The following is a 25,836-nucleotide window of genomic DNA, read 5'->3' as shown; positions in this document are numbered from 1 at the left end:
CGGGCCCGGCCCGCGTTCCCCCGTGCGGTGGGCTGCCGTCCAGGTGTACGAATCCCACGCGGCGCGCGTGTGCTCACAGCCCGTCAACTCCGCCGGAGTGCACGCGCTTCGACACGCCTGCGGGCTGATTGTCATACCCGTGGCGGCTCTCTATCGTGAGCAGGCTTCGCGGCCGCCCGGCCCCGTCGGCCGGCCCTCCCCCACACAGCAGGAGCAGGCATGCCCCCACGCACCGCCCGGACCCGCGCAGCCCTTCTCGCGGCCCTCACCGCCACCGTCCTCGCCGCGACCGGCACCCCGGCCCTCGCGGCGGCGGACCCCTCGCACCCGATGGACCGGGCGTTCACCCGGGCCGCCGAGGCGTTCGACGTACCGCGCGATCTGCTCGCCGCCGTCGGGTACGGCGAGACCCACTTCGACGGCCACGCCGGACACCCCAGCCAGGCGGGCGGCTACGGGGTGATGCACCTCGTCAGCAACCCGGTGCGGCACTCCCTGGAACGCGCCGCCGCCCTCACCGGCGAGCCGGCCGCCGCCCTGCGCACCGACACCGCCGCCAACATCCTGGGCGGCGCCGCCCTGCTGCGCGGTTACGCGGACGGGCTGGGCCTCGACGCGGCGGACCGCGACGACCTCGACGCCTGGTACCCGGCCGTCGCCCGCTACAGCGGTACGCGGGGCACGGCCGCCGCGCTCTACGCGGACTCGGTCTACACCTTCCTGGCCGACGGGCTCGACGCGCTCACCCCGGACGGCGAGCGGATCACGGTGCCCGGGCGGCCGGTCTTCCCCGAGCGGGACGGGGTCCCGGCGGCGGACATCGGTGCCCGGAGCGCCGACTACCCGGCCGCGCTCTGGGTCCCGGCCGACCCGAACAACTACACCACCGGCCGGACCGCGAAGATCGACAAGGTCGTCATCCACGTCACGCAGGGCTCGTACGCGGGCTCGATCAGTTGGTTCCAGGACCCCGTGTCCGAGGTGAGCGCGCACTACGTGGTGCGGTCGTCGGACGGGCAGATCACCCAGATGGTGCGGGACGCCGACACCGCGTACCACGCCCGCAGCGCCAACGCCTCGGCGCTGGGCATCGAGCACGAGGGCTTCATCGACGACCCGACCTGGTTCACGGACGCGATGTACCGCTCGTCGGCCGCGCTGACCGCGTCGCTGTGCGACAAGTACGGCATCCCGAAGGACCGGGCGCACATCATCGGGCACAGCGAGGCCCCGGGCAACGACCACACGGACCCCGGCCCGTACTGGGACTGGGACCGCTACATGGAGCTGGTCAAGGGCACCGGGACGGGCGGCGAGACCCGGGACGGGCTGAGCTTCGCCACGTACACGACCCAGCGGTCCGGCTCGACGGGGCCTCAGGTCACCGCCCTCCAGCGGCTGCTGAACGACCAGGGTTACGCGGCGGGCGAGGCGGACGGCAGCTTCGGGCCCGCCACGGCGGCGGCGGTGACCTCGTTCCAGTCGGCGCGCGGCCTCGACGCGGACGGGGTCGTGGGGGCCAGGACCTGGACCGCGCTGCTGTCCGCCGGGGCGACCCCGGTGCTCGCCGAGGACGCGACGGGCGAGGACGTGAAGCGGCTCCAGCGCGCCCTGACGGCGGCGCTGGGCTCGACGGTGGACGCGGACGGCAGCTTCGGCCCGGCGACCGCGACCGCGGTGCGCTCCTACCAGACGGGGCGGGGGCTGACGGCCGACGGGATCGTGGGCCCCGGCACCTGGGCGGCCCTCCAGGCGGGCCGCTGACGGAGCGGTGGCGCCCCGGGCCCGCCCCGGGGCGTCAGCGGTCGGCGCGGTCGTAGCAGAGCTCCACGACCCCGGTGCCGAAGGTGCGGGTGCCGGTGAGGCGGAGGGGCCGCAGGGTCTCCTCGGCCGGGAACATCGGCTTGCCCCGGCCGATGAGGACCGGGTGGACGTAGACGCGGTACTGGTCGATCAGGTCGTGCGCGGCGAAGGACGCGGCGAGGTCGGCGCCGCCGAGGGAGAGGTCGCCGCCGGGCTGCTCCTTGAGGGCCCGGACCTCCTCGGGGACGACCTCGCGGACGATGGTGGTGTTCCAGTCGGCGTGCTCCAGCGTCCGCGAGTAGACGTACTTCGGCATGTTCCGCCAGATGACGGCGAAGTCGGCCATCGGGCCCTCGTTGGCGGGGTCCTGGTCGGCGGTGGGCCAGAAGCCCGCCATCAGCTCATGCGTGACGCGCCCGTCCAGCATGCCGCCCATACCGGCCAGTTGCTCGTTGAAGTACTGGTGGAGCTCCTCGTCCACCGTATGCCAGTCGATGTTCCGGCCCGGGCCCTCGATGAAGCCGTCGAGGGACATCGACATCCAGTAGACGATCTTGCGCATCGGGTACCTCACCGGGCGTTCGGGGACGGGGCGGTGAACGCCGCCGACGTTACCGTCCGCGCTTGACGCCGCCCCGGAGCGGCGCATAGGAGTCGGGGATGAGAGTCGGAGAGGCGCGCGACGCGGCCGCGCACTGGGTCGCCGCACACGCCCGTCCCGCACCGGGCTACCTGGGTGCGTACTTCAGCGGGTCCACGGTCGGGCGGCCCGACGACGACGAGCTGCCGGTCTCCTCGGACGTGGACGTGGTCGTGGTGAGGGAGGGGGCCGAGGCCCCGGCGAAGCCCGGCAAGCTCCCGCACCGGGGCGCGCTGCTGGAGATCACCTACGAGCCGTGGTCCCTGCTGGCCGACCCGGAAGCGGTGCTGGGCGCGTACCACCTGGCGGGCGGCTTCCGCCGGGACACCGTCATCGACGACCCCACGGGGCGGCTGCGCGCGCTGCACGCGTACGTCGCACCGCGCTTCGCCCGGCGGGACCACGTGCGGCGGCGGTGCCTGGACGCCCGGCACCGCGTCGAGGCCCGGCTCGCCGCCCTCGACACCGCGCAGCCGTTCGCGACCCGCGTGACGGCCTGGCTCTTCCCCACCGGGGTCACCACGCACCTCCCGCTGGTGGCCGCCCTGCGCAACCCGACCGTCCGGCTGCGCTACCCCGCCGTGCGCGACGTGCTCACCGCGTACGGGCAGCAGGCGCGGTATCCGGAACTGCTGGCGCTCCTGGGCTGCGCGGAGGTGTCCGCGCCGCTGGTCCGGCACCATCTCGCCGAGCTGACAAGGACGTTCGACGCCACGGTCCCCGTCGTGCGCACGCCGTTCTTCTTCGGCGGTGACCTCACCGAGCGGGCGCGGCCCGTCGCCGTCGACGGCAGCCGGGCGCTCGTCGACCGGGGCGACCACCGGGAGGCGGTGTTCTGGATCCTGGCGACCTTCGCCCGCTGCCACACCGTGCTGGCCGCGGACGCGCCCGCGCTGCACACCGCCCGGCTCCCGGCCTTCCGGGAGGCCGTCGCGGACCTCACCGGCATCGCGGACACCGCGGACCTGCTCGCCCGCCGCGACCGGGTGCTGCGCTTCGTGCCCCGGCTGTGGGCGGTCACGGAGGAGATCCTGGCGGCCAATCCGGAGGTAGTCGGGTAGCCGGACCTCTGCTACCTTGCCCGCGTGTCTCTTCCTCGTGCGTAGGACCCCGTCGAGACCGCGCCCGGCGTACCGGGTGCGGCGCTCCGGTGTCCCCGCTTACCCGTGGCGCGGCGAGTCCGCGCCACCCTCCCGAGGAAGACCATCGTGTCCACTCCTTCGTACGTCGCTGTCCTGCGCGTGCCGCACGCCGCGCGCGCCTTCGCCGCCGCGCTGACCGGGCGGCTCTCCTACGGAATCGTCCCGCTCGCCCTGCTGCTCGCCGTCAAGGACGCCACCGGCTCCTACTCCGCCGCCGGCACCGTCATGGCCCTGTTCGGGGCCGCCAGTGTGTTCCTGTCCCCCGCCCGTGCCGGGCTGATCGACCGGTACGGGGCGCGCCGCGCCCTGCCGCCGATGGCCGGTCTGTACGCGGTGCTGCTCACCGTCCTCGCCCTGGTGACCTGGCGGCCGGGCGCCTCCCCCGTGGTCCTCGGGGTCCTCGCCACGGCGGCCGGGGTCTGCACTCCGCCGCTCGGCCCGGTCATGCGGACGGTGTGGAGCGACCTCGTCCCCGACCGGGAGCTGCTGCGCCGCGCGTACAGCCTGGACGGGGTGGCCGAGGAACTGCTGTACGTCTCCGGGCCGTTGCTGGTGGGCGTCGCGGTGACGGTGACCGGGCCCGCCGCCGCCGTGCTGGCCGGTGCGGTGCTGATCGCGCTGGGGGCGGGGGCGCTGGCGGCCTCGCCCGCCGTGCCGCGCGGGAAGCCGGACCACCGCACGGCGGCCGGCGGACCGGCCGCGCCCGGTCTGCGGCTGAGCGCCGTGCCCGCGCTGCGGCGGGCCGTGCTGCTGACGGCGGCCGTGGGGCTCTGCCTCGGGGCGCTCGACCTGCTGGCGGTGGCCCTCACCGAGGCGATGCACCGGGCGTCGGCGGTGTCCTGGGTGCTGGCCGCCCTGTCGGCGACGAGCGCCGTCGGCGGGCTGGCCTACGGGGCGCTGCGGTGGCGGGCCCCGCTCGGGGTGCGGCTGCCGCTGCTGGCCGCCGGGCTGTCCGGCGCGGTGGCGGCGGCCGGTCTCGCGGGCAACGTGTACGTGCTGATCGCCGTGGTCGGCGCGGCCGGGCTGTTCCTCGCACCGGCGCTCACGACCGCGTACCTGATCGCGGACGAGTCGGCGGACGCGGCCCGGCGCACCCGGGCGGGCGCCTGGGTCAATACCGCGTTCAACGCGGGCTCGTCGGGCGGCACGGCGGCGGTCGGGCTGCTGGTGGACCGGCTGCCGCTCGCCCTGTGCTGCGCGCTGGCGGCGGCCCCGGCGCTGCTGTGCGCGGCGGCGATGTGGGGCGCCGGTGTCCGGACCGGGCCCGAGGTGGTGAAGACGGTCTGACACACGGAGGCGGCCGCCCACCCGGGAAGGGGTGAGCGGCCGCCTCGTACGCGGGTTCAGCGGGTCACTTCAGGCCGAACGCCCGGATGATCTCCTGGTCCACCGCGAGGCCCCCGGCGGCCTCGGCGTGGGCCTTGAGCGAGACCGCCTTGGCGCCCTTCTTCGGGGTCTTGAACCGGGCGGTCCAGGATCCCGTCCGGTCCTTGTCGAGCGACACCGGGCTCCAGGTCTTCCCGTCGTCGTAACTCACCGACAGGCGGGCCTTCGTGGCCTTCACGGCACCGTTCAGCCACTCCTGCGTGGTGGACGACAGACCGACCTCGGTCCACTTCCCGGCCCGCACGTCACCGGCGAGGTCCGTGGCGACGTCGTAGTCCAGCTGAAGCATCGGGATGTCCACCTGGTACGGACCCTCCGGGTCGAGGGCGCCCGAGACGAACGACCACTCCGAGTGGGTGCGTACGGAGGTCTTCCAGGTGTCCGCGTCGCGCGAGGCGTCGAGCACCAGGCGGTAGGGCAGCTTCTCGTCAGGCAGGTCGCCGATGTAGCCGGCCCGGCCCGGGGACTCGTCCAGCACCTTGTCGCCCTGGTAGACCGTCACCTTGCCGGTGTCGTACTCCTTGTCCGGCATGGAGCCCGAGTGCCCGGCGCCGCCGTCCGTCCACGGGGTGATGTTGTACTGGATGTCGCCGTACTGCGAGCGGTTCGGGCCCCAGAAGGCGGTGCCCAGGCGCGGCCGGGTGACGGGCGCGAACCAGTCGGCCTTGCTGGTGGATCCGGCCCGGTAGTCCATCTCGCCGCCGCGCTCCTCCAGCGCGGTGTCGCTGCCCTCCTCGTTGAACTGCGAGTGGTTCTCGTACCAGAAGGAGGCGCCCGGCAGCGGGGTGACCCACTCGGTGCGGGTGCCGGGGAACTTCTCGTACTCCTCGAAGCCGAGCCCGGGGCCGTACTCGGGGATGTCGTAGCGGAAGCCTCCGCCGACGACGTCGCGGTGGCCGTAGAAGGTGTTCTGGATCTTCGCCAGGTCGCGGGTGGCCGGGTCGAAGGCGAGCGAGCGGTTCGGGATGGTGCCGTCGTGGCGGTCGACCAGGTCGTAGACGTAGCCGGCGTACTTGTGCTGCTCGACGGTCAGCTTCTCGCCGTGCTGCGCGGCCTTGACCAGCCTCTCGCCGGCGACGCGCTGCACGGTGGCCACCGGGATGGGGAGCTGGGTGCCGTAGTCGGCGTAGGACTCCATCAGCCGGCCGTCGCCGCGGTTGACGACGAACAGCGCCTTGGCGCCGGCGGCGATCGCGGCGGCGGCGCGGTCGGCCGGGGACACCGTGTCACTGGCGCGGATGACCACGGCCATGCCCTTGGCGTCCACGCGCTTGTAGTCGGCGGCGGAGCCGTTGCCCGCGAAGACGCTGCGGAGCTTGTCCCTGCTGTCCTCGGCGACCGCCGAGCCGCCCTGCGCGGTGACCGGGACGTCCCGGCCGTCGGAGGTCAGGTCGATGAGCTTCTCGCCCTGGCGCCAGCGGGTCAGGAAGGAGAAGTCGCCCTGGGTGACCTTCTTGGTGGGGCTCGCCCACAGCTGGTCGTACGTCAGCGGGATCTGGTACGCGTCGCGCAGGACGGTGCCGTCCGGTGAGGTGCGCGCCATGTCGTAGCGCAGCTGCCGGGTCTCGCTCTCCTTCGGCGTGCTCACGCTGATCTTGCGGGCCTTGGAGGCGTCGAGGGTGGCCGTGACCGGCTTGTTCAGGATGATCTCGGGGGCCGCGAGGAAGGCGACGGCCTTGGAGTCGGCGGTGTCGCCCTTGACGTCGGCGGCGGCCCAGGCGGTGTAGTTGCCCGGGCGCAGGCGGAGCGTCGTCTCGCCCGACACCGCGACCGGCGACAGGTTCGGGTCACCGAGGGCGCCGAGGACGACGGTGCCGTCCATGGGCTTGCCGGAGCGGTCGCGGAGCCGGAGCGTGAGGTCGTAGAGCTCCTGCTCCTTGTTGAGCGCGAAGCCGGTGTGCGCGACGACGGCGCCGGAGGCGTCCTTGGCGATCACCTGGCCGGAGAACGTGGTGCCCGCGTCGACCTTCGACGGGTCGAGCGTGAGGACGGCCTCGGCGGTGGAGCCGGCCGGGACGGTCAGCTGCTTCACGGACAGCGTGTACGCGTCCGATTCGCTGTCCGTCGCCAGGTCGAGGGTGACGTCGGCGGTGCCGGTGTTGCGGTAGGTGAGGGTGCGTTCGGCGACCGGGTCGGAGGCGCTGTGCGGCCAGTCGTACGCGGCGACCGCGACGGAGCCCGTGGCCTCGATGGTCGTGTCGATGGCGGCCTTCACGTCGAGGCGGCCGGTGCCCTGCTCGTACGGGGTGTAGTCGGGCAGCACCTTGGACGAGGTCATCAGCGCGTCCTTGATGCGCTGTCCGGTCCAGTCGGGGTGGCGCTGCTTGAGGATGGCGGCGGCGCCCGCGACGTGCGGGGTGGCCATCGACGTACCGGACATCGACTGGTACATGCCCTCGATGCCGGGGACGGACTGCGAGGCGGCGGCGTTGATGTCGACACCGGGCGCCGACAGGTCCGGCTTCAGGCCGTAGCTGCGCACCAGCGGGCCCATGGACGAGAAGTCGGCGCGGCCGTCCTGCTTGTCGACGGCGGCGACGGTGAGCGCCTGGTCCGCGGAGCCGGGCGAGCCGATGGTGCCCGCGCCGTACGCGTTGCCGGCGGCGATCACGAAGAGCGGGCCGCCGTCCGCGGAGAGGGTGTTGACGGCCTGGGACATGGGGTCGGTGCCGTCGTCGGCGACCGGTGAGCCCAGGCTCATGGAGACGACGTCGGCGCCCTCCGCCTTGGCCCACTCCATGGCCTCGATGATGCCGGAGTCGGCGCCGGAGCCCTCGTTGCTGAGGACCTTGCCGACGAGCAGTCCGGCCTCGGGGGCGACGCCCTTGTTGACGCCGTCGGACGCGGCGCCGGAGCCGGCGATGGTGGAGGCGACGTGCGTGCCGTGGCCGTTCTTGTCGTCCACCTCCTCACCCGGGACGAAGCTCTTCGTCTCCAGGATGCGGTCCTTGACGTCCGGGTGGTCCTCGTCGATGCCGGTGTCCAGGACGGCGACCTTGATGCCCTTGCCGTCGTAGCCCTCGGCCCAGGCCTGCGGGGCGTTGACCTGCGGCACCGAGTCCTTGAGCGCGGCCTCGGCGCGGCCGTCGAGCCAGAGCTTGGCGATGCCGTTGTCCAGCGAACGGGCCGTGGCGGTGCGCGCGATGTCGTTCCAGAAGGCGCGGGCGGTGTCCTTGCCGGCCTTGAGGGCGGCGCCGTGGATGGACTCCAGCTGCCGGACGGTCCTGCTGCCCTGCGGGGCGACGGGCAGCGAACGGGCCTTGGACGCGGGGTAGGTGGCGATCAGCGGGATGCCGCCGGTCTTCTTGTCGTCGTAACCCATCTTCGCGAGCGCCGAGACGTTGAAGAGGCGGCGGTCCAGCTTCCCGGCCGCGAGGAGGCTCTGCGCCTCGTCGGGCAGGACGTAGACGTCGTCCCCGGCCTGCTGGACGTGGACGCCGCCGGTCGCGCCCTCGGGGCGGTCCACGGTGACGGTGTCCTGCTTGCCCGCGCCGTCGGCGTAGTGGACGACGTCACCGGTGACGAGGGTGATGTCGTAGCGGTGAACGGGCTCCGCGGCGGGGGTGGTTGCCGCGGTGGGGGAAGCGGGGGCGGCGTACGCAGCGCCCGTGAGGGGCAGCAGCGCGCCGCTCATCAGGGCGGCGGCGGTGGCTATGACGAGGGTGCGTCGCCCGGCGCGTGCGGGTCTCGCCCGGCCGGTCGCGGTGGAGGGGGAGAAAGTCATGGGTGATGATCTACCGGTAAACCGGCCGCCGCGGGGCGGTCCGCGCCTGGCGCGAATGTGCCGTGGCGGCTAACCGCCGGTCGCGGACGCGGTGCTACGAGGGCGAGTTCAGGCCACCGAGCCGATGCGCCCCGCCGGGGGCAGCCCGCCCGGGTGGTGGATCGGGGTGTGCGCGCCGGTCAGCGGGGCGCCGCTGCCGCCGCGCCGGGCGGCGACGATCTCGGCGGCGATCGACAGGGCCGTCTCCTCGGGCGTACGGGCTCCGAGGTCGAGCCCGATCGGCGAGTGCAGGCGGGCCAGTTCCAGCTCGGTGACCCCGGCCTCGCGCAGCCGTTCGTTGCGCTGGAGGTGGGTGCGGCGGGAGCCCATCGCGCCGACGTACGCGACGGGCAGCTTGAGCGCCGCCTCCAGCAGGGGCACGTCGAACTTGGCGTCGTGCGTGAGGACGCACAGGACCGTGCGCGCGTCCACCGCGGTTTGGGCCAGATAGCGGTGCGGCCAGTCCACGACCAGCTCGTCGGCGTCCGGGAAGCGGGCCTTCGTCGCGAAGACGGGCCGCGCGTCGCACACCGTGACGTGGTAGCCGAGGAACTTGCCGGCCCGGACGAGGGCCGAGGCGAAGTCGATGGCCCCGAACACGATCATCCGGGGCGGCGGCACGCTGGACTCCACGAGCAGCGTGAGGGGCTGCCCGCAGCGCGAGCCGTCGGCGCCGATGGTGAGGGTGCCGGTGCGGCCCTGGTCCAGCAGGGCGCGGGTCTCGGCCACCGCGGTGCGGTCCAGTTCGGGGTGTCCGCCGAGCCCGCCCTCGTAACGGCCGTCGGGGTGCACCAGGAGCGGTCGGCCGAGGAGTTCGGCGGGCCCGTCGGTGATCCGGGCGACTGCCGCCGCCTCCCCCCGTACGGCGGCGGCGAGCGCGGCGGCGTACACCGGGCGGGCGGGGTCATCCGCCCGGACCGGGGTCACCAGGATGTCGATGACGCCGCCGCAGGTCAGGCCGACCGCGAAGGCGTCCTCGTCGCTGTAGCCGAAGCGTTCGAGGCGGGTCAGGCCATCCTCCAGCGCCTCCTGGCACAGCTCGTACACCGCCCCCTCCACGCACCCGCCGGAGACCGAGCCGATCGCCGTGCCGTCGCGGTCGACGGCCAGCGCGGCCCCCGGCTGGCGGGGCGCGCTGCCGCCGACGGCGACGACGGTGGCCACGGCGAAATCGCGTCCCTGCCCGGCCCAGCGGTCGAGCTCTTCGGCGATGTCCAGCATCTCGGTCTCCTTGGCGGGTGAGTGGGGCGGCGGATCAGCTGACGCCGAGCCAGCTCTCGATCGGGTGCAGGGCGAAGTAGACGACGAAGATCACCGTCAGGCCCCACATGAACGCGCCGACTTCGCGGGCCCGGCCCTGGGCGGCCTTGATGGCGACGTACGAGATGACGCCCGCCGCCACACCGGTGGTGATGGTGTACGTGAACGGCATCAGGACCACCGTCAGGAACACCGGGATGGCCACGGAGCGGTCGCTCCAGTCCACGTGCCGGGCGTTCTGCATCATCATCGCGCCGATGACGACGAGAGCGGCGGAGGCCACCTCGGCGGGCACGATCGCGGTGAGCGGGGTGAAGAAGAGGCAGGCGGCGAAGAAGAGGCCGGTGACGACGGAGGCCAGACCGGTCCTGGCCCCCTCGCCGACGCCGGTCGCGGACTCGACGAAGACCGTCTGCCCGGAACCGCCGGCGACACCGCCGATGGCCCCGCCGGCGCCGTCGATGAACAGCGCCTTCGACAGGCCCGGCATGCGGCCCTTGTCGTCGGCGAGCCCGGCCTCCGTGCCGACACCGATGATGGTGGCCATGGCGTCGAAGAAGCCGGCGAGCACCAGGGTGAAGACGATGAAGCCGACGGTCATCGCGCCGACGTCGCCCCAGCCGCCGAAGTCGACGTCGCCGAAGAGCGAGAAGTCCGGCGAGGAGACCGCGGAGCCCTTGAGTTCCGGCGGACCGCTGCTCCAGATCTTGGGGTCGACGTCCGCGACCTTGTTGATCACGAAGGCGACCACGGTGCCGACGACGATGCCGATGAGGATCGCGCCGGGGATGTTGCGGGCCTGGAGCATGAAGATCAGCAGCAGGGTGACCGCGAAGACGAGGACCGGCCAGCCGGCGAGTTCACCGGCCGGGCCGAGGGTCACCGGGGTCGCGGTGCCCTTGCCGACGAATCCGGCCTTGTAGAGCCCGATCAGGGCGATGAACAGGCCGATGCCCATGGTGATGCCGTGCTTCAGCGGGAGCGGGATCGCGTTCATGATCAGCTCACGCAGACCGGTGACCACCAGGAGGCAGATCACCACGCCGTACATCACACACATGCCCATGGCCTGCGGCCAGGTCATTTCGGGGGCGACCTGCGAGGACAGGACGCCGGAGACGCTGAGGCCCGCGGCGAGCGCGAGCGGGACCTTGCCGACGAAGCCCATGAGCAGGGTGGTCACGGCCGCCGCGAGCGCGGTGGCGGTGATCAGGGCGGGCTGGCTGAGCAGATTGCCGTCGACGTCCTTGCCGCCGAGGATCAGCGGGTTGAGCAGAAGGATGTACGCCATGGCCATGAAGGTCGTGACACCGCCGCGCACTTCCCGGGCCACGGTCGAACCGCGGTCGGATATGTGGAAGTACCGGTCGAGCCACGATCTGCCGGCGGGAACGCGCGAGCCGGGGCCCGCGTCCTCCGCACCGGTCTTCGGCTGCACTGACTGCTGGGTCATGATGCCTGACTCCCAAGGTTCACAGGGGCACCCGCGATGAAGAATCAAGATGCGGGATTTGGGATGACTGCGCTGGCGGCACGACCCGGGGGACGGCCCGAGACGAACTGTTCATGCAGGAGGGAACGGAACGGGTGGTGCTGTTCCGGTGCGGGGGGTTCGGGGCCGCGAGCGGGGCGGGACCCTGGGCCTCCGGGCGGTGCGGGCCGGGAAGTGTGACGTTCGCCGGTGGCACGCACCGCCCGGAGAGCGGTGGGGGCGGAGCCCCGGTCAGACGCCGGTGAGGTGTTCCGGCCGGACCGGCGTCCGGTCGAGCTCCAGACCCGTCGCGTTCCGGATCGCCGCGAGGACGGCCGGGGTGGACGACAGGGTCGGGGCCTCGCCGATGCCGCGCAGCCCGTACGGGGCGTGGTCGTCGGCGAGTTCGAGCACGTCGACCGGGATGGTCGGCGTGTCGAGGATGGTGGGGAGGAGGTAGTCCGTGAAGGAGGGGTTGCGCACCTTCGCGGTCACCGGGTCGACGATGATCTCCTCCATGACGGCGATGCCCATCCCCTGGATGGTGCCGCCCTGGATCTGGCCGACGACCGACAGCGGGTTGAGCGCCTTGCCGACGTCCTGGGCGCAGGCCAGTTCGATGACCTTGACCAGGCCGAGCTCGGTGTCGACCTCGACCACCGCGCGGTGCGCGGCGAAGGAGTACTGGACGTGGCCGTTGCCCTGTCCGGTGCGCAGGTCGAAGGGCTCGGTGGGCCGGTGGCGCCACTCCAGCTCGATGTCGATCGCCTCGTCCTCCAGGACGTCCGCGATGTCGGCCAGCACCTCGCCGCCGTCGGTGACGACCTTGCCGCCCTCCAGGAGGAGTTCGGCGGTCGCCCAGGCGGGGTGGTAGGTGCCGAGCTTGCGGCGGCCGAGCTCCAGGAGCTGTTCGCGGACGGCCTCGCAGGAGTTCTTGACCGCGCCGCCGGTGACGTACGTCTGACGGGACGCGGAGGTCGATCCGGCGGAGCCCACCTGCGTGTCGGCGGGGTGGATGGTGACCTGGGCGACGCCGAGTTCGGTACGGGCGATCTGGGCGTGCACCGTGACGCCGCCCTGCCCGACCTCGGCCATGGCGGTGTGGACGGTCGCGACGGGCTCGCCGCCGATGACCTCCATGCGGACCCGGGCGGTGGAGTAGTCGTCGAAGCCCTCGGAGAAGCCGACGTTCTTCAGGCCGACCGCGTAGCCGATGCCGCGTACGACGCCCTCGCCGTGGGTGGTGTTGGACAGGCCGCCGGGCAGGGCGCGGACGTCGGCGTGCTCGCCGGCGCTCTCCCACTGGCGCTCGGGCGGCAGCGGCATGGCCTTGACGCGGCGCAGCAGCTCTGCGACCGGGGCGGGCGAGTCGACCACCTGTCCGGTCGGCAGCAGGGTGCCCTGCTCCATGGCGTTGAGCTGCCGGAACTCGACCGGGTCCATGTCCAGCTGGGCGGCCAGCTTGTCCATCTGCGCCTCGTAGGCGAAGCAGGCCTGGACGGCGCCGAAGCCGCGCATCGCGCCGCACGGGGGGTTGTTGGTGTAGAGCGCGATGGCCTCGATGTCGACGTCCTCGATGACGTACGGGCCGACGGCCAGCGAGGAGGCGTTGCCGACGACGGCAGGGGACGCGGAGGCGTAGGCGCCGCCGTCGAGGACGATGCGGCACTTCATGTGCGTGAGCTTGCCGTCGCGGGTGGCGCCGTGCTCGTAGTGGAGGCGGGCCGGGTGACGGTGGACGTGCCCGAAGAAGGACTCGAAACGGTTGTAGACGATCTTCACGGGCTTGCCGGTGCGCAGCGCGAGCAGGCAGGCGTGGATCTGCATCGACAGGTCCTCGCGTCCGCCGAAGGCGCCGCCGACGCCGGAGAGCGTCATGCGGACCTTGTCCTCGGGCAGGCCGAGGACGGGCGCGATCTGACGCAGGTCGGAGTGGAGCCACTGGGTCGCCACGTACAGGTCGACACCGCCGTCCTCGGCGGGTACGGCGAGGCCGGACTCGGGGCCCAGGAACGCCTGGTCCTGCATGCCGAAGTAGTAGTCGCCCTTGACGATGACGTCGGCCCGGGCCTCGGCCGCGGCCGCGTCGCCGCGGACGATGGGCTGGCGGTGGACGATGTTGGGGTGCGGCACATGGCCGATGTGGTGGTCGTCGCGGCCCTCGTGGATGAGGGGGGCGCCGGGCGCGGTCGCGGACGCCTCGTCGGTGACGACGGGCAGCTCGCGGTAGTCGATCCGGATCTTCGCGGCGGCGCGGCGGGCCGTCTCCGGGTGGTCGGCGGCGACGAGCGCGACGGGCTCGCCGTGGTGGCGGACCCGGCCGTGGGCGAGGACGGGGGTGTCCTGGATCTCCAGGCCGTAGTTCTTCATCGCGGCGGGCAGGTCGTCGTAGGTGAGGACCGCGTAGACGCCGGAGGTGGCCAGCGCCTCGGAGACGTCGATGGAGACGATCTCGGCGTGCGCGACGGTGGAGCGCAGGGTGTGGCCCCAGAGCATGTCCTCGTGCCACATGTCCGAGGAGTACGCGAACTCGCCGGTGACCTTCAGGATGCCGTCGGGGCGCAGCGTGGACTCGCCGATGCCGCCCTTGGTGCGGCTGCCCTGGTTGATGTTGGTGGGGGAACCGGTGACGCCCATGGCTCAGACCGCCTCTTCCGCACGGGCGGCCGCGAGGCGGACCGCGTCGAGGATCTTCTCGTAGCCGGTGCAGCGGCAGAGGTTGCCGGAGAGCGCCTCGCGGATGTCCGCGTCGGACGGCTGCGGGGTGCGCTCCAGGAGCTCGTCGGCCGCGACCAGGAGGCCGGGGGTGCAGAAGCCGCACTGTACGGCTCCGGCGTCGATGAACGCCTGCTGGATCGGGGAGAGCTCGCCGGTGTCGCGGGTCTCGTCGCCCGCGGCGGGCTCGGCCTTCCAGCGCTTGGCCCGGTCCAGCGAGGTGCCGCAGGCGCCGGAGGCGCAGCCGGTGCCGGGGTGGGCCTCGGCGCGGTGGGCGGCGAAGTCGGCCAGGCCTTCTACGGTGACGACGTCGCGGCCCTCGACCTGGCCGGCGGCGACCAGGCAGGAGCAGACGGGGACGCCGTCGAGGCGGACCGTGCAGGAGCCGCACTCGCCCTGCTCGCAGGCGTTCTTGGAGCCGGGCAGGCCCATGCGCTCGCGCAGGACGTAGAGGAGGGACTCGCCCTCCCAGACGTCGTCGGCCTCGTGGCGGCGGCCGTTGACCGTGAAATTGACACGCATGATCAGGCGGCTCCTTCGGTGCTGCGGCCGTTGCCGCGGTATGACTCCCAGGCCCAGCCGAGGGTGCGGCGGGCCATGATCCCGACGGCGTGACGGCGGTAGCTCGCGGTGCCGCGCACGTCGTCGATCGGGTTGCAGGCGCCTGCGGCGAGGGTGGCGAACTGCTGGGCGACGGACGGCGTGATGATGGTGCGGCTGTCCCAGAACCCACCCTCCTCGAGGGCGGCGTTCAGGAATGCTTCGGCCTCCTTCGCCCGTACGGGTGTCGGGGCGGCCGATCCGATGCCGGTGCGAACCGTGCGGGTCTCGGGGTGCAGGGCGAGGCCGAAGGCGCAGACGGCGATGACCATCGCGTTGCGGGTGCCGACCTTGGAGTACTGCTGCGGCCCGTCGGCCTTCTTGATGTGCACGGCCCGGATCAGCTCGTCCGGTTCGAGGGCGTTGCGCTTGACGCCGGTGTAGAAGGCGTCGATGGGGATCATCCGGGTGCCGCGTACGGACTCGGCCTCCACCTCGGCGCCCGCCGCGAGGAGGGCGGGGTGGGCGTCACCGGCCGGGGAGGCGGTGCCGAGGTTGCCGCCGACGCCGCCGCGGTTGCGGATCTGCGGGGAGGCGACGGTGTGCGAGGCGAGCGCGAGACCGGGCAGCTCGGCCCGCATGTGCTCCATGATCTGGCTGTACGGGACCGAGGCACCGAGCCGTACGTTCTCCTGGCCCACCTCCCACTCGGTGAGCTCACCGATGCGGTTGAGGTCCAGGAGGTATTCGGGGCGCCGGTGGTCGAAGTTGATCTCGACCATCACATCGGTGCCCCCGGCGATGGGCACAGCCGTCGGGTGCTCGGCCTTGGCGGCGAGCGCCTCCTCCCAGCTTGCGGGGCGAAGGAAGTCCATGGTGGCTCTCTTCTTCTCAATCGGGTCTTCACGCTGGGCTGGGTGACGGCCGGCCCTCGAACTTGTTCATGTCTTGTTCACGCGGTGTGTGGCCCAGTACACAAGCCCTGCTCCACCTGGTGCAGTCACCGAACCCATGAAGCAGTTGGCTGGTCTCCGCTCATGTCTTGTAGATTCGAACGAATGGCGGGGCTCAACAGCCTCACCGCAACACCCAGACTTCACCCGTACCAACGAAAGAGATCGGCGGCGACCAGATGCGGCTGCGCGCACTGCTGGAGAACGACGCGCTGGGCCTGCGGCTGCTCGGCGGCGACGAGGAGCTGGACCGGTCGGTCCGCGGGGTGATGACGACCGACCTGCGCGACCCGAGCCGCTATCTCACCGGCGGCGAGCTGGTCCTGACCGGTCTGGCCTGGCGCCGGGACGCCGCGGACTCGGAGCCGTTCGTGCGCATCCTGGCGGGCGCCGGGGTGGCCGGTCTCGCGGCGGGCGAGGCGGAGCTCGGCGACATCCCGGACGATCTCGTGGAGGCGTGCCGCCACCACCGGCTGCCCCTGTTCGCGGTCCACGAGACGGTCGCGTTCGCAACGATCACCGAGTACGTGGTGCGCCAGGTGTCCGGCGAGCGGGCCGGCGACCTGGCGGCCGTGGTGGACCGCCACCGCAGGCTGATGACCTCGGGCCCGACCGGCGGCGGCCCCGAGGTGGTCCTCGATCTCCTGGGCTCCGACCTGGACCTCCACGCCTGGGTGCTCTCCCCCACCGGGCGGCAGATCGCGGGCGCGGGCGCCCCGCTGCCCGCCGCAGCCGGGGCCGAGCTGGCCGGGCTGCATCTGGCCGCCGTCCGCTCCGGCCGCCGCGCCCCGCACCGGGCGGCCCTCGGCGGTACGACGTATTCGCTCTTCCCGATCCGGAACAACGGCCGGGGTGGCGCGGTGCCGCCCGCCCGCGACGTGCGGGAGTCGGTGCTCTCCGACTGGCTGCTCGCCGTGGAGGCCGACGCGGGCGACTGGCCGGCCGCGCGGCTCGACCTGCTCCAGGGCGTCACCCAGCTGATCGCCGTCGAGCGCGACCGGCGCGACGCGGCCCGCACGGTGCGCCGCCGGCTCGCCCAGGAGGTCCTGGAGCTGGTCCAGGCGGGTGCCGCGCCCGCCGAGATCGCCGCCCGGCTGCGCGTGGCAACGCCGGTCCTGCTCCCGGGCCTCGGCACCGCGCCGCACTGGCAGGTCGTGGTGGCCCGGGTCGAGTGGGACGAGGACGGCGCGTCCGAGGTCCGGGGCGGCCCGGTCGCCCAGGCGCTGCTTGAGGAGATCCTGGTCGACCCGGCGGTGACGGGCCCCGACTCGGCGGACCGGATCGCCGTCGCCCACACGGGTGACGAGGCCATCGCCCTGGTGCCGCTGCCCGCCGCCCCGGACCGGCCGGACGGCGAGGCGTCCGACACCGGCTCCGACACCGCGTCCGACGAGGACCCCGGCGCCGAAGGACCCGGCGAAGGCCCCGCCCTGCACGCCGACGCGCTGCTCGCCGCCGTGCGCGCCCCGCTCTCCGCGGGTCTCGGCGACGACGGCCGCCTGACACTCGGTGTCAGCGCCTCCGTGCACTCGGCGGAGGGGCTGCGCGGCGCCCTGGAGGAGGCCCGGCACGCGCGCCGGGTGGCGGCGGCCCGGCCGGGCCGGGTCTGCGCGGCCGGGCACCACGAGCTGGCCTCGCACGTGCTGCTGCTGCCGTTCGTCCCGGACGACGTGCGGCGGGCGTTCACCGCGCGGCTGCTGGACCCGCTGCGCGAGTACGACCGGCGCCACCGCGCGGAGCTCATCCCGACCCTGGAAGCCTTCCTGGACTGCGACGGTTCGTGGACCCGCTGCGCGGCCCGGCTGCACCTGCACGTCAACACGCTGCGCTACCGGGTCGGGCGAATCGAGCAGTTGACGGGGCGTGATCTGGCGCGCCTGGAGGACAAGCTCGATTTCTTCCTCGCCCTGCGGATGAGCTGAAATCCCGGGCCGGACAAGGGCCCCGGGGGCGTCCGGCCCCGCGTCGCCGATTGTGAAAAGTTTCACCTGACATTGCCTCGACCTCTTGGCCCGGCGTGCCATTCCGTGCTGTGATGCGGCCCATACTCAACAGCTCGACGGCGCGCTCGGGGAGGGCAATGTGGCGCATACCGCCATGTCTGGTTCCGGAACGACAGCAGATGACGATCCTCCGCTCCAGACCGCGGTATGGCGGCTGCGCTCGCGCGGCTGCTGGACGGACGCCGCGGCCCTGCTGGAACACGACGCCGCCACCGACCCGGCCGCGGCCCTCCAGCGGACGGCCCTGCTGACCGAGCGCTGCCTGTACACCGGGCAGGGCTGGACGGACGCCGAGGACGCCCTGCGCACCGCTGAGGCCATGGCCCACGACGACGAGGAGCGCGGCGCGGCGGCCTGCGAGCGCGGCCACCTCGCGTACGCCTCGACCCTGCTCGGGGTGCGGGACCGGGCCGACGAGGCCCGGGTGGCGCTGAGCAGGGCCGCGGCCCTGCTCTCGCCCGCCGCCCAGGGCCGCCCGCTCCTCGACTTCCGGCGCGGCCTGATCGCGCAGAACATCGCGGACTCCCCGCAGGCCGCCCGGGCCGCCTACCGCAGGGCCCACGCGGGCGCCACCGCGCAGGGCGACGCGCTGCTGCTCTCCTCGACCTGGCGCCACCTCGCCCTGATCGCCCTGCGCGAGGGCGAGCTCGCGGAGGCCCGGCACGGCTTCGCGGAGTCCCTGCGGATAAGGGAGGAGCTGGGCTACCTGGTCGGTACGGCCCCGGCGCTCATCGCGCTGGCCGACGCCGAGCCGGAGCCGGAGGCGGCGACCCGGCTGCGCGCCGAGGCGGCCCGCCTCTTCCGGCTGCTGGGCGGCGTCCCGACCTGGCTGGGCCCGCACCTGGACCAGCCCCCGCCAGAGACGATCGAGGCGAACTGAGCGCGGGCGCCCGGCCCGTCCCCGTACGCATCAGGGCTTACGGGGTCAGCCGTCGGCGCCCGCGAAGTGTTCGCGTACCAGCGACTGGACGACCGCCACGTCCTGGGCGATCAGGGCGTCGAGCAGCGCGGTGTGCTCGGAGGCGTCGGCCAGCAGGTCGGCGCGGCGGGTGACCGGGTTGTCGACCAGGGGCCACTGGGAGCGGCGGTGCAGGTCGTCGGCGACGGCGACCAGGCTGTGGTTCCCGGAAAGGGCGAGCACCGCGCTGTGGAAGGCCCGGTCCGCGTCCGCGTAGCTCGCCCGGTCGCCGACGGCAGCCGCGGCCACGGTGGCGTCGGCCAGCGGGCGCAGCGCGCACCAGCGGGCGGGCGGGACGGTGCGGGCGAGCCGCAGCATGACGGGGACCTCGATCAGGGCGCGGACCTCGGCCAGCTCCGCCAGCTCGCGCGGTCCGCGCTCGGCGACCCGGAAGCCCCGGTTGGGCACCACCTCCACGGCCCCCTCGGTGGCCAGCCGCTGCATCGCCTCGCGGACCGGGGTCGCGGAGACGCCGAAGCGGGCGCCGAGCACGGGCGCCGAGTAGACCTGGCCGGGGACCAGCTCGCCGTCGACCAGGGCGGTGCGCAGGGCCTCCAGGATCTGGCCGCGCACGGAGTGCCGTCGCACCTGGGCGCGGGGGGCCTCGTGCGGGTGCTCCCCGTGGGTGTGCTCGCCGCGGGCCTGCTCGGGCACCCGGATGGCCGAGGCGGGCACGGCCGCGCCTCCGGCGTACGGAGGACGCACCTCCTCGCGCGCTCCGCCCTGCTCCACGGGCACCTCCTCGGCCGGTCACGGGCGCGCTCGCGCGTCGGGCGCCCTGAGTGCACGATAGGCGCAAGGGCCCCCAGTTCAAACATCGATCCGGCAGGGTAAGGTAAGGCTTACCTGCTGACGATCGTGAATCGGTGGTCCCCGTATGACCATGCCCGCCCTGCTCCCCGCAGTGACGGCCTCGCCCGTGGCCGACGCCTACGCGCGCCTGACCGAGGTCTTCCCCGGGGTGCGCGCCGAGATCCTCGCCGAGGGCGAGACCGCCCCCGGCGGCCCCGGCTGGGTGGGCGCGCACGAGCTGGCGGCCGGCGGTGAGGCGCTGGACACGTTCCTCGCCTTCGACGCCGAGCAGGTGCGGCGGGACTACGGCCAGGAGGGCCGCCCCGATGTGATCGCCAGCTTCGGGCTGCACCGGTACGCGTGGCCGGCCTGTCTGCTGGTGACGGTGCCGTGGTTCCTGCACCGCCGGGTGCCCCGCGTCCCGGTCGAGGACGTCTCGTTCCAGCGGGCGCTGGGCCATCTGACGCTGCGGGTGCGGGAGTTCGCCTGCCTGCCCGACGATCCGGCGGCCGGGCTGCCGGGGGCCCGGGTGGTGACCGACGAGGCGGCGCTGCGGGCCGAGGTGCTGGACGCGGTGGCCGAACACCTGAGCCCGGTGCTCGACGGCTTCCGGCCGCGGATGCGGCGCGGCAAGCGGGCCCTGTGGGGGATGGCGACCGACGAGATCGTCGAGGGCCTCTGGTACGTCGCCCATCTGCTGGGCGAGGAGCGGCGCGCCATGACGGAGCTGGAGGCGCTGCTCCCGGGCACCACCAAGCCGTACGTCGGCACCGCGGGCTTCCGCGAGCTGACCGGGCCGAACGGGGAGTCGCTGCCGACCCGGGACCGGGCGAGCTGCTGCCTGTTCTACACGCTGCGCCCCGAGGACACCTGCGTCACGTGCCCGCGTACCTGCGACGAGGAACGCGTCCGCAAACTGACGCCCGCGCCCTGATCCACTCCGCCGGATTCACTCCGCCCGGACGGGTGGCAGGTATTCGAACATCATGCGCAAACCGCTGAAGGGCGTTCGACCAGAACGTCCATATCGGCGGCCTCCTGCACCCCTTTGGCGTTCTCTTGCCCCGAAACCGCCTGGCCGTGACGGGATTTCCGCCACGATGGCGCCCGAAACGCCCTACGTGACGCAAGGGACCGCGCATGAGACTGACCGACATATCGCTTGACTGGCTGCTTCCGGGCGCCGTGCTGCTCGTGGGGGTCATGGCGGCGGTGGCGGTGGTCGCGCGCGGAAGGCGCGCCTCTGACACAGCAGCCTCGGCCGACGACAGCTGGGAACGCAGCGAGGAGCGGCGCAGACGCAAGGAAGCGCTGTACGCCACCGCTTCGTACGTGCTGCTGTTCTGCTGCGCGGCGGTCGCCGCCGCACTCTCCTTCCACGGACTCGTCGGCTTCGGCGAGCAGAACCTCGGCCTTTCCGACGGCTGGGAGTACCTGGTGCCCTTCGGCCTGGACGGGGCGGCGATGTTCTGCTCGGTCCTGGCCGTACGGGAGGCCAGCCACGGGGACGCGGCGCTCGGCTCGCGCCTCCTGGTGTGGACCTTCGCCGGTGCCGCCGCCTGGTTCAACTGGGTGCACGCGCCGCGCGGTATCAACCACGCGGGTGCCCCGCACTTCTTCGCGGGCATGTCGCTCTCGGCCGCCGTGCTGTTCGACCGCGCGCTGAAGCAGACCCGCCGTGCCGCGCTGCGCGAGCAGGGCCTCGTGCCCCGCCCGCTGCCGCAGATCCGGATCGTGCGGTGGCTGCGCGCGCCCCGGGAGACCTTCGGCGCCTGGTCGCTGATGCTCCTCGAAGGCGTACGCACGCTGGACGAGGCGGTGGACGAGGTACGCGAGGACCGCAGGGAGAAGGAGCAGAACCGTCTCCGCAGAAAGGACCAGGAGAAGCTGGACCGGGCGCACATCAAGGCCCTGAACCGGCAGAACCGGGCCTGGGGACGGCTCGGACGGGGTGGCTCCCCGGTCGAGGTGGCCGCCCTGGCCCCGGCGACGGGCTCCGCGCAGTCCGTCGCGGAGCCCGCCATATCCGAGCCGGGTCAGCTGCCCCTGCGACCCCGGCCATCCCTGCAAGCCGTGAACCACTCGAACTCGGCGAGCGTCCCTGAACTGGGCGCGAGCGAGTCGGCCGCGGTCGATCCCGTCGCCGACGACGACACCCAGGCTCTGCCCCGGCTCGATTCGCTGGAGCAGAAACTCAAGGACCTGGAGCAGCAGTTCGGCTGACGCGGAACAGCGGATGCGAGGAAACGGCCCTGCCGGTCCGGAAGGACCGTCAGGGCCGTTCGCCGTCCAGCTCGAACCACACCACCTTGCCCAGCGAGCGGGGGCTGATCCCCCAGGAGTCGGCCAGGCTCTCCACCAGGATCAGCCCCCGGCCGTGCGTACCGTCGTCGGCGGGCGGTACGTGCGACTCGGGGTCCATTCCGGGGACGAAGTCCCGCACCTCCACGCGCAGGCGGCGGGGTGCGACGCTCACGGCGACGACCGCGCCGTCGTCCGTGTGCACCAGGGCGTTGGTCACCAGCTCACTGAGCAGCAGCTCGGCGACCTGCGCAGGTTCTTCCTTCCAGCGGTAGCGCAGTAACTCCCGCACCGCGCCCCGGACTTCCCCCACGGCTGCCAGGTCGGCCCGGTCCACCCTGCGATGCATCCGGGTCTCTTCGTGACGCTCCATCGTTTCCCCCGCCCACACGGCCATTCGCCCCCTGTCTCGAAGGTGCTCACGCAATGCATGCCCCGCCTACCGGCTGTCACGCTTGCGGAGCCCTTCGGACCGGAGGGAATCGTGCGGGGCTCAGGCGCGCTTGTAGTAGTACTTGCCGCCGCTGACGGAGTAGTTGATGCCGCTGCCGCTGATATCGAAGTAGGCAGCGGGAATCGTCGGCATGCAGTACGGAACGTTGGGACCGGTGAGCGTGGCCGTACCGACGTTGAGGCGCTTGCCCCCGTTGGAGGTGGACGTGACCTTCGCCTCGTACGTGCACTGGTTGTACATGTAGCCGCTCAGCTTCACCACGCCCGCCTTGGCGATGCTGATGGTGTCCGGCTGGCCCACGGGGTACATCTCGCCGTACTTCCAGGTGCCGGCGAATGACGCCGGCACCGTGGAGCCGCCGCCGCCCGAGCCGCCGGTGGAGGAGCCGCCCGAGGTGCTGGTCGAGCCACCGCCGCCGGAGGTGCTCGTGGAAGAGCCGCCCGTGCTGCTGCCGCCCGAACCGCCGCCGCTGGTGGTGGAGGACGAACCGCCACCGCCCGTGGAGGACGAACCGCCCGAGGACGAGCCGCTTCCCGTGGAGCCCGAGCCGCCGCCCGAGCTGCCCGTGTTCCGGCCGTCCTTGCCCGGCTGCCCGTCCTTGCCGTCCTTCCCGTCCTTGCCGGCGTCCGCCTTCTTTTTCTTCTTGCTGGGCGACGCCTTCGGGCTCTTGCTGCCCGTCGGGGAGGCGCTGCCGGCCGCCGAGGGTCCCGGGTCGGCGGTCGGGCCGGTGGAGGTGGCGGCCGGGGGCGCCGCGTGCGCGTCACCGCCCTCGTGGCTGAACGGCTGGAGCATGACCAGCGTGCCGCCCCCGCCGCCGAGGACGACCACCAGCGGCACGGTGACCAGCCAGGGGCGGCGGCGCTTGGGCTTCTCCTTCTCCGCCGTCTTCGGGCCCTCCACCACCGCCGCCGCCACCTCGGGCGCCGACCGGAGGTCGACCGTCGGGCGGTCCCCCTCCTGCCGCAGCGGTTCCGCCTCCGCGTCGAGCAACTGCGCCGACTGGCGGGCCAGATGGCTCACGACGGCGGCCGGCAGCCAGGAGGAGGCGACCGGACCGGCCTCGCGCCCCGGCTCGGCCAGCAGCTCCTCCACGGAGGGCCGCTCGTCGATCGGCTTGACCAGCAGCCGGGCGATCAGCGCCTTGAGGTCCGCGTCCCGGACCCGGTTGAGCTCGGGCTCGGCCTCCGCGATCCGGTACATGATCGCGTGCTGGTTGCTCGCCCCGTGCCCGAAGGGGAGCGTCCCGGTCGCCGCGTACGTCAGGACGCAGCCGAGGGTGAAGACGTCGCTCTTTGGTACCGCGCTCTCCCCCTGCACCTGCTCCGGGGCCATGAAACCGGGCGTGCCGATCATCATGTTGGTGCTGGTGAGCAGGGACTCGACGGCGGTCCCGATGGCGCGGGCGATCCCGAAGTCGATGACCTTGGGCCCCTCCATCGTGAGCATCACGTTGGACGGCTTGAGGTCGCGGTGGACGATGCCCGCCGCGTGGATGTCCTTCAGCGCGTGCAGCAGCCCCGTGGCGAGCGCCTGCACCGAGGCGGCGGGCAGCGCGCCGTGGCCCCGCACGACCTGTTCCAGGGAGAGCCCGGGCACGTAACCGGTGGCCACCCAGGGGAATTCGGCGTCCGGTGCCGCGTCCAGGACGGGCGCGGTCCAGCGCTCGCCGACGCGTCGTGCCGCCTCGACCTCGCGCCGGAAGCGGCCCCGGAACTGCGGGTCCGCGACGTGCTCCGCGTGCACCACCTTGACCGCGACCGTGCGGCCGCCGTCGGAGCGGGCCAGGTAGACCCGGCCCATGCCGCCCGCGCCGAGCCGGCCCAGCAGCAGATAGGGCCCGACGCGCGCCGGGTCCGTCGGTGTCAGCGGTTTGATGCCTCCATCGAGGTAGTCCTCGTGGTCCGCGTGGTCGTCGTTGTTCACGCCGGTCTCCTGAAATCCCCGTCTACGGCCGCGACTTGGCACGACAAGCGTTCAGTGTGAAGCAAAGTGGGCGCGGATTGGAACAACTTCTGGAAACAATTCCAGAATATTCTTCTACGCTGTCCCCCGGGGGCATCATGAGGAGCCAGAGATTCCGGAAGCGGGGGCCGTAGCGATGAGTCCGAAGCAACAGCGCGGCGAGGTCACGGCCGCCCAGGTGCTCGACACCGCCCTGGAGCTGTACGCGGAGCAGGGCGAGGCCGGTCTCACCCTGAGCGCGATCACCTCGGCCAGCGGCGTGAGCGCGGGCAGCATCTACCACCACTTCGGCAGCCTCCAGGGCGTGGTCCTCGCTCTCGCGCAGTCCTGGCTGGGCCGCCTCCTCGGCGAAGTGGTGGGGGCGCTGCAGCAGGTCACGGACGCGCGCGGCGGGGTGCGGGCGCTGACGGAGACGTACCTTCGCTTCATCCAGGAACATCCGGACGCGGCCCGGCTGATGCACTCGGTCACCGCCGACCGCGAGGCCATCACCAACGCGCGCCAGCTCCGGGGCGCCCAGGAGGCCCGGATCGCCCCGCTCGCCGCCTGGCTCCATGCCCACCAGGAGTCGGGCGAGCTGGTCGCGCTGCCGATCCCGGTCCTGGAGTCGCTGATCCTGGGGCCGGTGACGAGCATCGCGCGGCGCTGGCTCGCGGTGGGCGACATCGACATCGAGGAGGCCATCCGCACGGTCCCGTACCACATCTGGCGGTCCGTCAGCCCGTGACGGGGCGACGGACTGGCGTTCGGGCACCGCACGGTCGTGGCACTCCGGCGGCCCCCGGGACGTGATGTGTTCCCTCTCCACGGTTAACTCTCGAAGAATTCACCCGAGTTGGCGTTGACGGGCCGCTGTCTACGCGCGTCATCATGGAGCATGCGAATCCCCCCACGGATCACCACGCTCGGCGGCGCCGCCGCCCTCCTGTCCGCCCTCCTCGTCGGCGGCCCGGTCACCGCGAACGCCTCGGCGACGACCGCATCGGTCGGCAGCGTCTGTTATTCGGACCTGCCGTCCCAGGCCCACGACACCCTGGATCTCATCGACTCCGGCGGCCCGTTCCCGTACGACCAGGACGGCACCGTCTTCCAGAACCGCGAGGGCGTGCTGCCGTCGCAGAGCACCGGCTACTACCACGAGTACACCGTCATCACTCCCGGCTCCTCCACGCGTGGCGCGCGGCGCATCGTCACGGGTGAGGAGAGCCAGGAGGACTACTACACCGCCGACCACTACGAGACGTTCGACCTGGTGGACCACGGCTGCTGACCCCGCACCCATAGGGTCGTCCCATGACCGTGACGTATGTGATCGAGGGTTCCCGGATCACCGGCCTGGACAGCTTCTGGACCGTGGTCGGTGAGGCGGTGAACGGGCCGGGTGGCTACTTCGGCCGCAATCTCGACGCCTTCGCGGACTGCCTGGGCGGTGGCATGGGCGCGCCGGACGACGGCGACTTCGTCTTCGAGTGGCGCGACCATGCCCTGTCCGCCCGGGCGTTGGGGCATGCGGAGACCGCCCGCCATCTTGACCGGCTGGCCGCCCGCGCCCATGAGAGCAACCGGAGCCGCCTGCGCGAGGAGTGCGCGCAGGCGGCTGCGGGGCACGGTCCGACCCTGTTCGACCGGCTGGTGGAGATCATCCGGGACCGGGCGGGGCCGGACGCGCTGCGGTTGCTCTGAGGGTGTGCCG

Annotated in this window: 20 protein-coding genes; 10 read left to right on the top strand and 10 right to left on the bottom strand. The window is 72.9% G+C overall.

The features are described 5' to 3' along the window. Positions 1 to 219 precede the first annotated feature (219 nt). On the top strand, positions 220 to 1,764 hold the full coding sequence (locus tag AMK18_RS02490; RefSeq protein ID WP_073861465.1) for a peptidoglycan-binding protein: 1,545 nt from the start codon (positions 220 to 222) through the stop codon (positions 1,762 to 1,764). A gap of 34 nt (positions 1,765 to 1,798) precedes the next feature. On the opposite strand, the gene AMK18_RS02485 is transcribed toward AMK18_RS02490, so the two are convergent. Next, positions 1,799 to 2,365 (bottom strand): dihydrofolate reductase family protein, encoded by a 567-nt coding sequence (locus AMK18_RS02485; RefSeq protein ID WP_073861464.1) that lies wholly within the window; start codon positions 2,363 to 2,365, stop codon positions 1,799 to 1,801. A 98-nt stretch (positions 2,366 to 2,463) separates the two neighbouring features. On the opposite strand from AMK18_RS02485, the gene AMK18_RS02480 reads away from it, so the two are divergent. Then, entirely contained in the window at positions 2,464 to 3,504 is a 1,041-nt protein-coding gene (locus tag AMK18_RS02480; protein ID WP_073861463.1) for a hypothetical protein, read from the top strand. A gap of 147 nt (positions 3,505 to 3,651) precedes the next feature. Beyond that, entirely contained in the window at positions 3,652 to 4,872 is a 1,221-nt protein-coding gene (locus AMK18_RS02475) for an MFS transporter (protein ID WP_073861462.1), read from the top strand. 64 nt (positions 4,873 to 4,936) lie between these two features. On the opposite strand, the gene AMK18_RS02470 is transcribed toward AMK18_RS02475, so the two are convergent. The 6 genes from AMK18_RS02470 to AMK18_RS02440 form a co-directional block, all read right to left on the bottom strand. Then, positions 4,937 to 8,695, bottom strand: a complete 3,759-nt coding sequence (locus AMK18_RS02470; protein ID WP_241836431.1) for a S8 family peptidase — start codon at positions 8,693 to 8,695, stop codon at positions 4,937 to 4,939. 108 nt (positions 8,696 to 8,803) lie between these two features. Further along, complete coding sequence (locus AMK18_RS02460) at positions 8,804 to 9,955, bottom strand: XdhC family protein (protein WP_073861459.1); 1,152 nt, start codon at positions 9,953 to 9,955, stop codon at positions 8,804 to 8,806. Positions 9,956 to 9,989: 34 nt separating this feature from the next. Further along, positions 9,990 to 11,447: an NCS2 family permease gene (locus AMK18_RS02455; RefSeq protein WP_020207247.1), complete on the bottom strand. Its 1,458-nt coding sequence runs from the start codon at positions 11,445 to 11,447 to the stop codon at positions 9,990 to 9,992. Between the two features lie 270 nt (positions 11,448 to 11,717). Then, positions 11,718 to 14,102 carry a xanthine dehydrogenase family protein molybdopterin-binding subunit gene (locus tag AMK18_RS02450; protein ID WP_018100575.1) on the bottom strand — a complete coding sequence of 795 codons (2,385 nt, stop codon included), beginning with the start codon at positions 14,100 to 14,102 and terminating at the stop codon, positions 11,718 to 11,720. Positions 14,103 to 14,105: 3 nt separating this feature from the next. Further along, entirely contained in the window at positions 14,106 to 14,702 is a 597-nt protein-coding gene (locus tag AMK18_RS02445) for a (2Fe-2S)-binding protein (protein WP_018100576.1), read from the bottom strand. A 2-nt stretch (positions 14,703 to 14,704) separates the two neighbouring features. Next, positions 14,705 to 15,595 carry an FAD binding domain-containing protein gene (locus AMK18_RS02440; protein ID WP_073861458.1) on the bottom strand — a complete coding sequence of 297 codons (891 nt, stop codon included), beginning with the start codon at positions 15,593 to 15,595 and terminating at the stop codon, positions 14,705 to 14,707. 257 nt (positions 15,596 to 15,852) lie between these two features. On the opposite strand from AMK18_RS02440, the gene AMK18_RS02435 reads away from it, so the two are divergent. Further along, positions 15,853 to 17,595, top strand: coding sequence for a PucR family transcriptional regulator ligand-binding domain-containing protein (locus AMK18_RS02435; protein ID WP_018100578.1), 1,743 nt, complete (start codon positions 15,853 to 15,855; stop codon positions 17,593 to 17,595). 175 nt (positions 17,596 to 17,770) lie between these two features. Further along, positions 17,771 to 18,556 carry a hypothetical protein gene (locus tag AMK18_RS02430; protein ID WP_073861457.1) on the top strand — a complete coding sequence of 262 codons (786 nt, stop codon included), beginning with the start codon at positions 17,771 to 17,773 and terminating at the stop codon, positions 18,554 to 18,556. A gap of 45 nt (positions 18,557 to 18,601) precedes the next feature. Here AMK18_RS02430 and AMK18_RS02425 read toward each other — a convergent pair whose 3' ends face one another. Beyond that, a complete protein-coding gene (locus tag AMK18_RS02425; protein ID WP_018100580.1) occupies positions 18,602 to 19,366 on the bottom strand; it encodes a GntR family transcriptional regulator in 765 nt (254 codons plus the stop codon). Positions 19,367 to 19,511: 145 nt separating this feature from the next. Between AMK18_RS02425 and AMK18_RS02420 the strand changes: the two genes are divergently transcribed. Then, positions 19,512 to 20,360, top strand: a complete 849-nt coding sequence (locus AMK18_RS02420) for a (2Fe-2S)-binding protein (protein ID WP_073861456.1) — start codon at positions 19,512 to 19,514, stop codon at positions 20,358 to 20,360. 206 nt (positions 20,361 to 20,566) lie between these two features. Then, a complete protein-coding gene (locus AMK18_RS02415) occupies positions 20,567 to 21,649 on the top strand; it encodes a DUF2637 domain-containing protein (RefSeq protein WP_018100582.1) in 1,083 nt (360 codons plus the stop codon). 49 nt (positions 21,650 to 21,698) lie between these two features. Here AMK18_RS02415 and AMK18_RS02410 read toward each other — a convergent pair whose 3' ends face one another. Continuing rightward, positions 21,699 to 22,064, bottom strand: coding sequence for an ATP-binding protein (locus tag AMK18_RS02410; protein ID WP_018100583.1), 366 nt, complete (start codon positions 22,062 to 22,064; stop codon positions 21,699 to 21,701). Between the two features lie 156 nt (positions 22,065 to 22,220). Further along, the gene (locus tag AMK18_RS02405) at positions 22,221 to 24,104 is read right to left on the bottom strand and encodes a serine/threonine-protein kinase (protein WP_073861455.1); all 1,884 of its coding nucleotides are present in this window, start codon (positions 24,102 to 24,104) and stop codon (positions 22,221 to 22,223) included. 175 nt (positions 24,105 to 24,279) lie between these two features. Between AMK18_RS02405 and AMK18_RS02400 the strand changes: the two genes are divergently transcribed. The 3 genes from AMK18_RS02400 to AMK18_RS02390 all read left to right on the top strand — a co-directional run bounded on the left by AMK18_RS02400 (position 24,280) and on the right by AMK18_RS02390 (position 25,826). Further along, positions 24,280 to 24,870, top strand: a complete 591-nt coding sequence (locus tag AMK18_RS02400; RefSeq protein ID WP_073861454.1) for a TetR/AcrR family transcriptional regulator — start codon at positions 24,280 to 24,282, stop codon at positions 24,868 to 24,870. 150 nt (positions 24,871 to 25,020) lie between these two features. After that, positions 25,021 to 25,413 (top strand): ribonuclease domain-containing protein, encoded by a 393-nt coding sequence (locus AMK18_RS02395; RefSeq protein WP_073861453.1) that lies wholly within the window; start codon positions 25,021 to 25,023, stop codon positions 25,411 to 25,413. 23 nt (positions 25,414 to 25,436) lie between these two features. Next, positions 25,437 to 25,826: a barstar family protein gene (locus AMK18_RS02390; RefSeq protein WP_073861452.1), complete on the top strand. Its 390-nt coding sequence runs from the start codon at positions 25,437 to 25,439 to the stop codon at positions 25,824 to 25,826. Positions 25,827 to 25,836 lie beyond the last annotated feature (10 nt).

Origin of the sequence: Streptomyces sp. CB01249 (assembly GCF_001905735.1) — a bacterium.
Lineage (GTDB): Bacteria > Actinomycetota > Actinomycetes > Streptomycetales > Streptomycetaceae > Streptomyces.
This window is presented reverse-complemented; position numbering and strand designations above follow the sequence as displayed.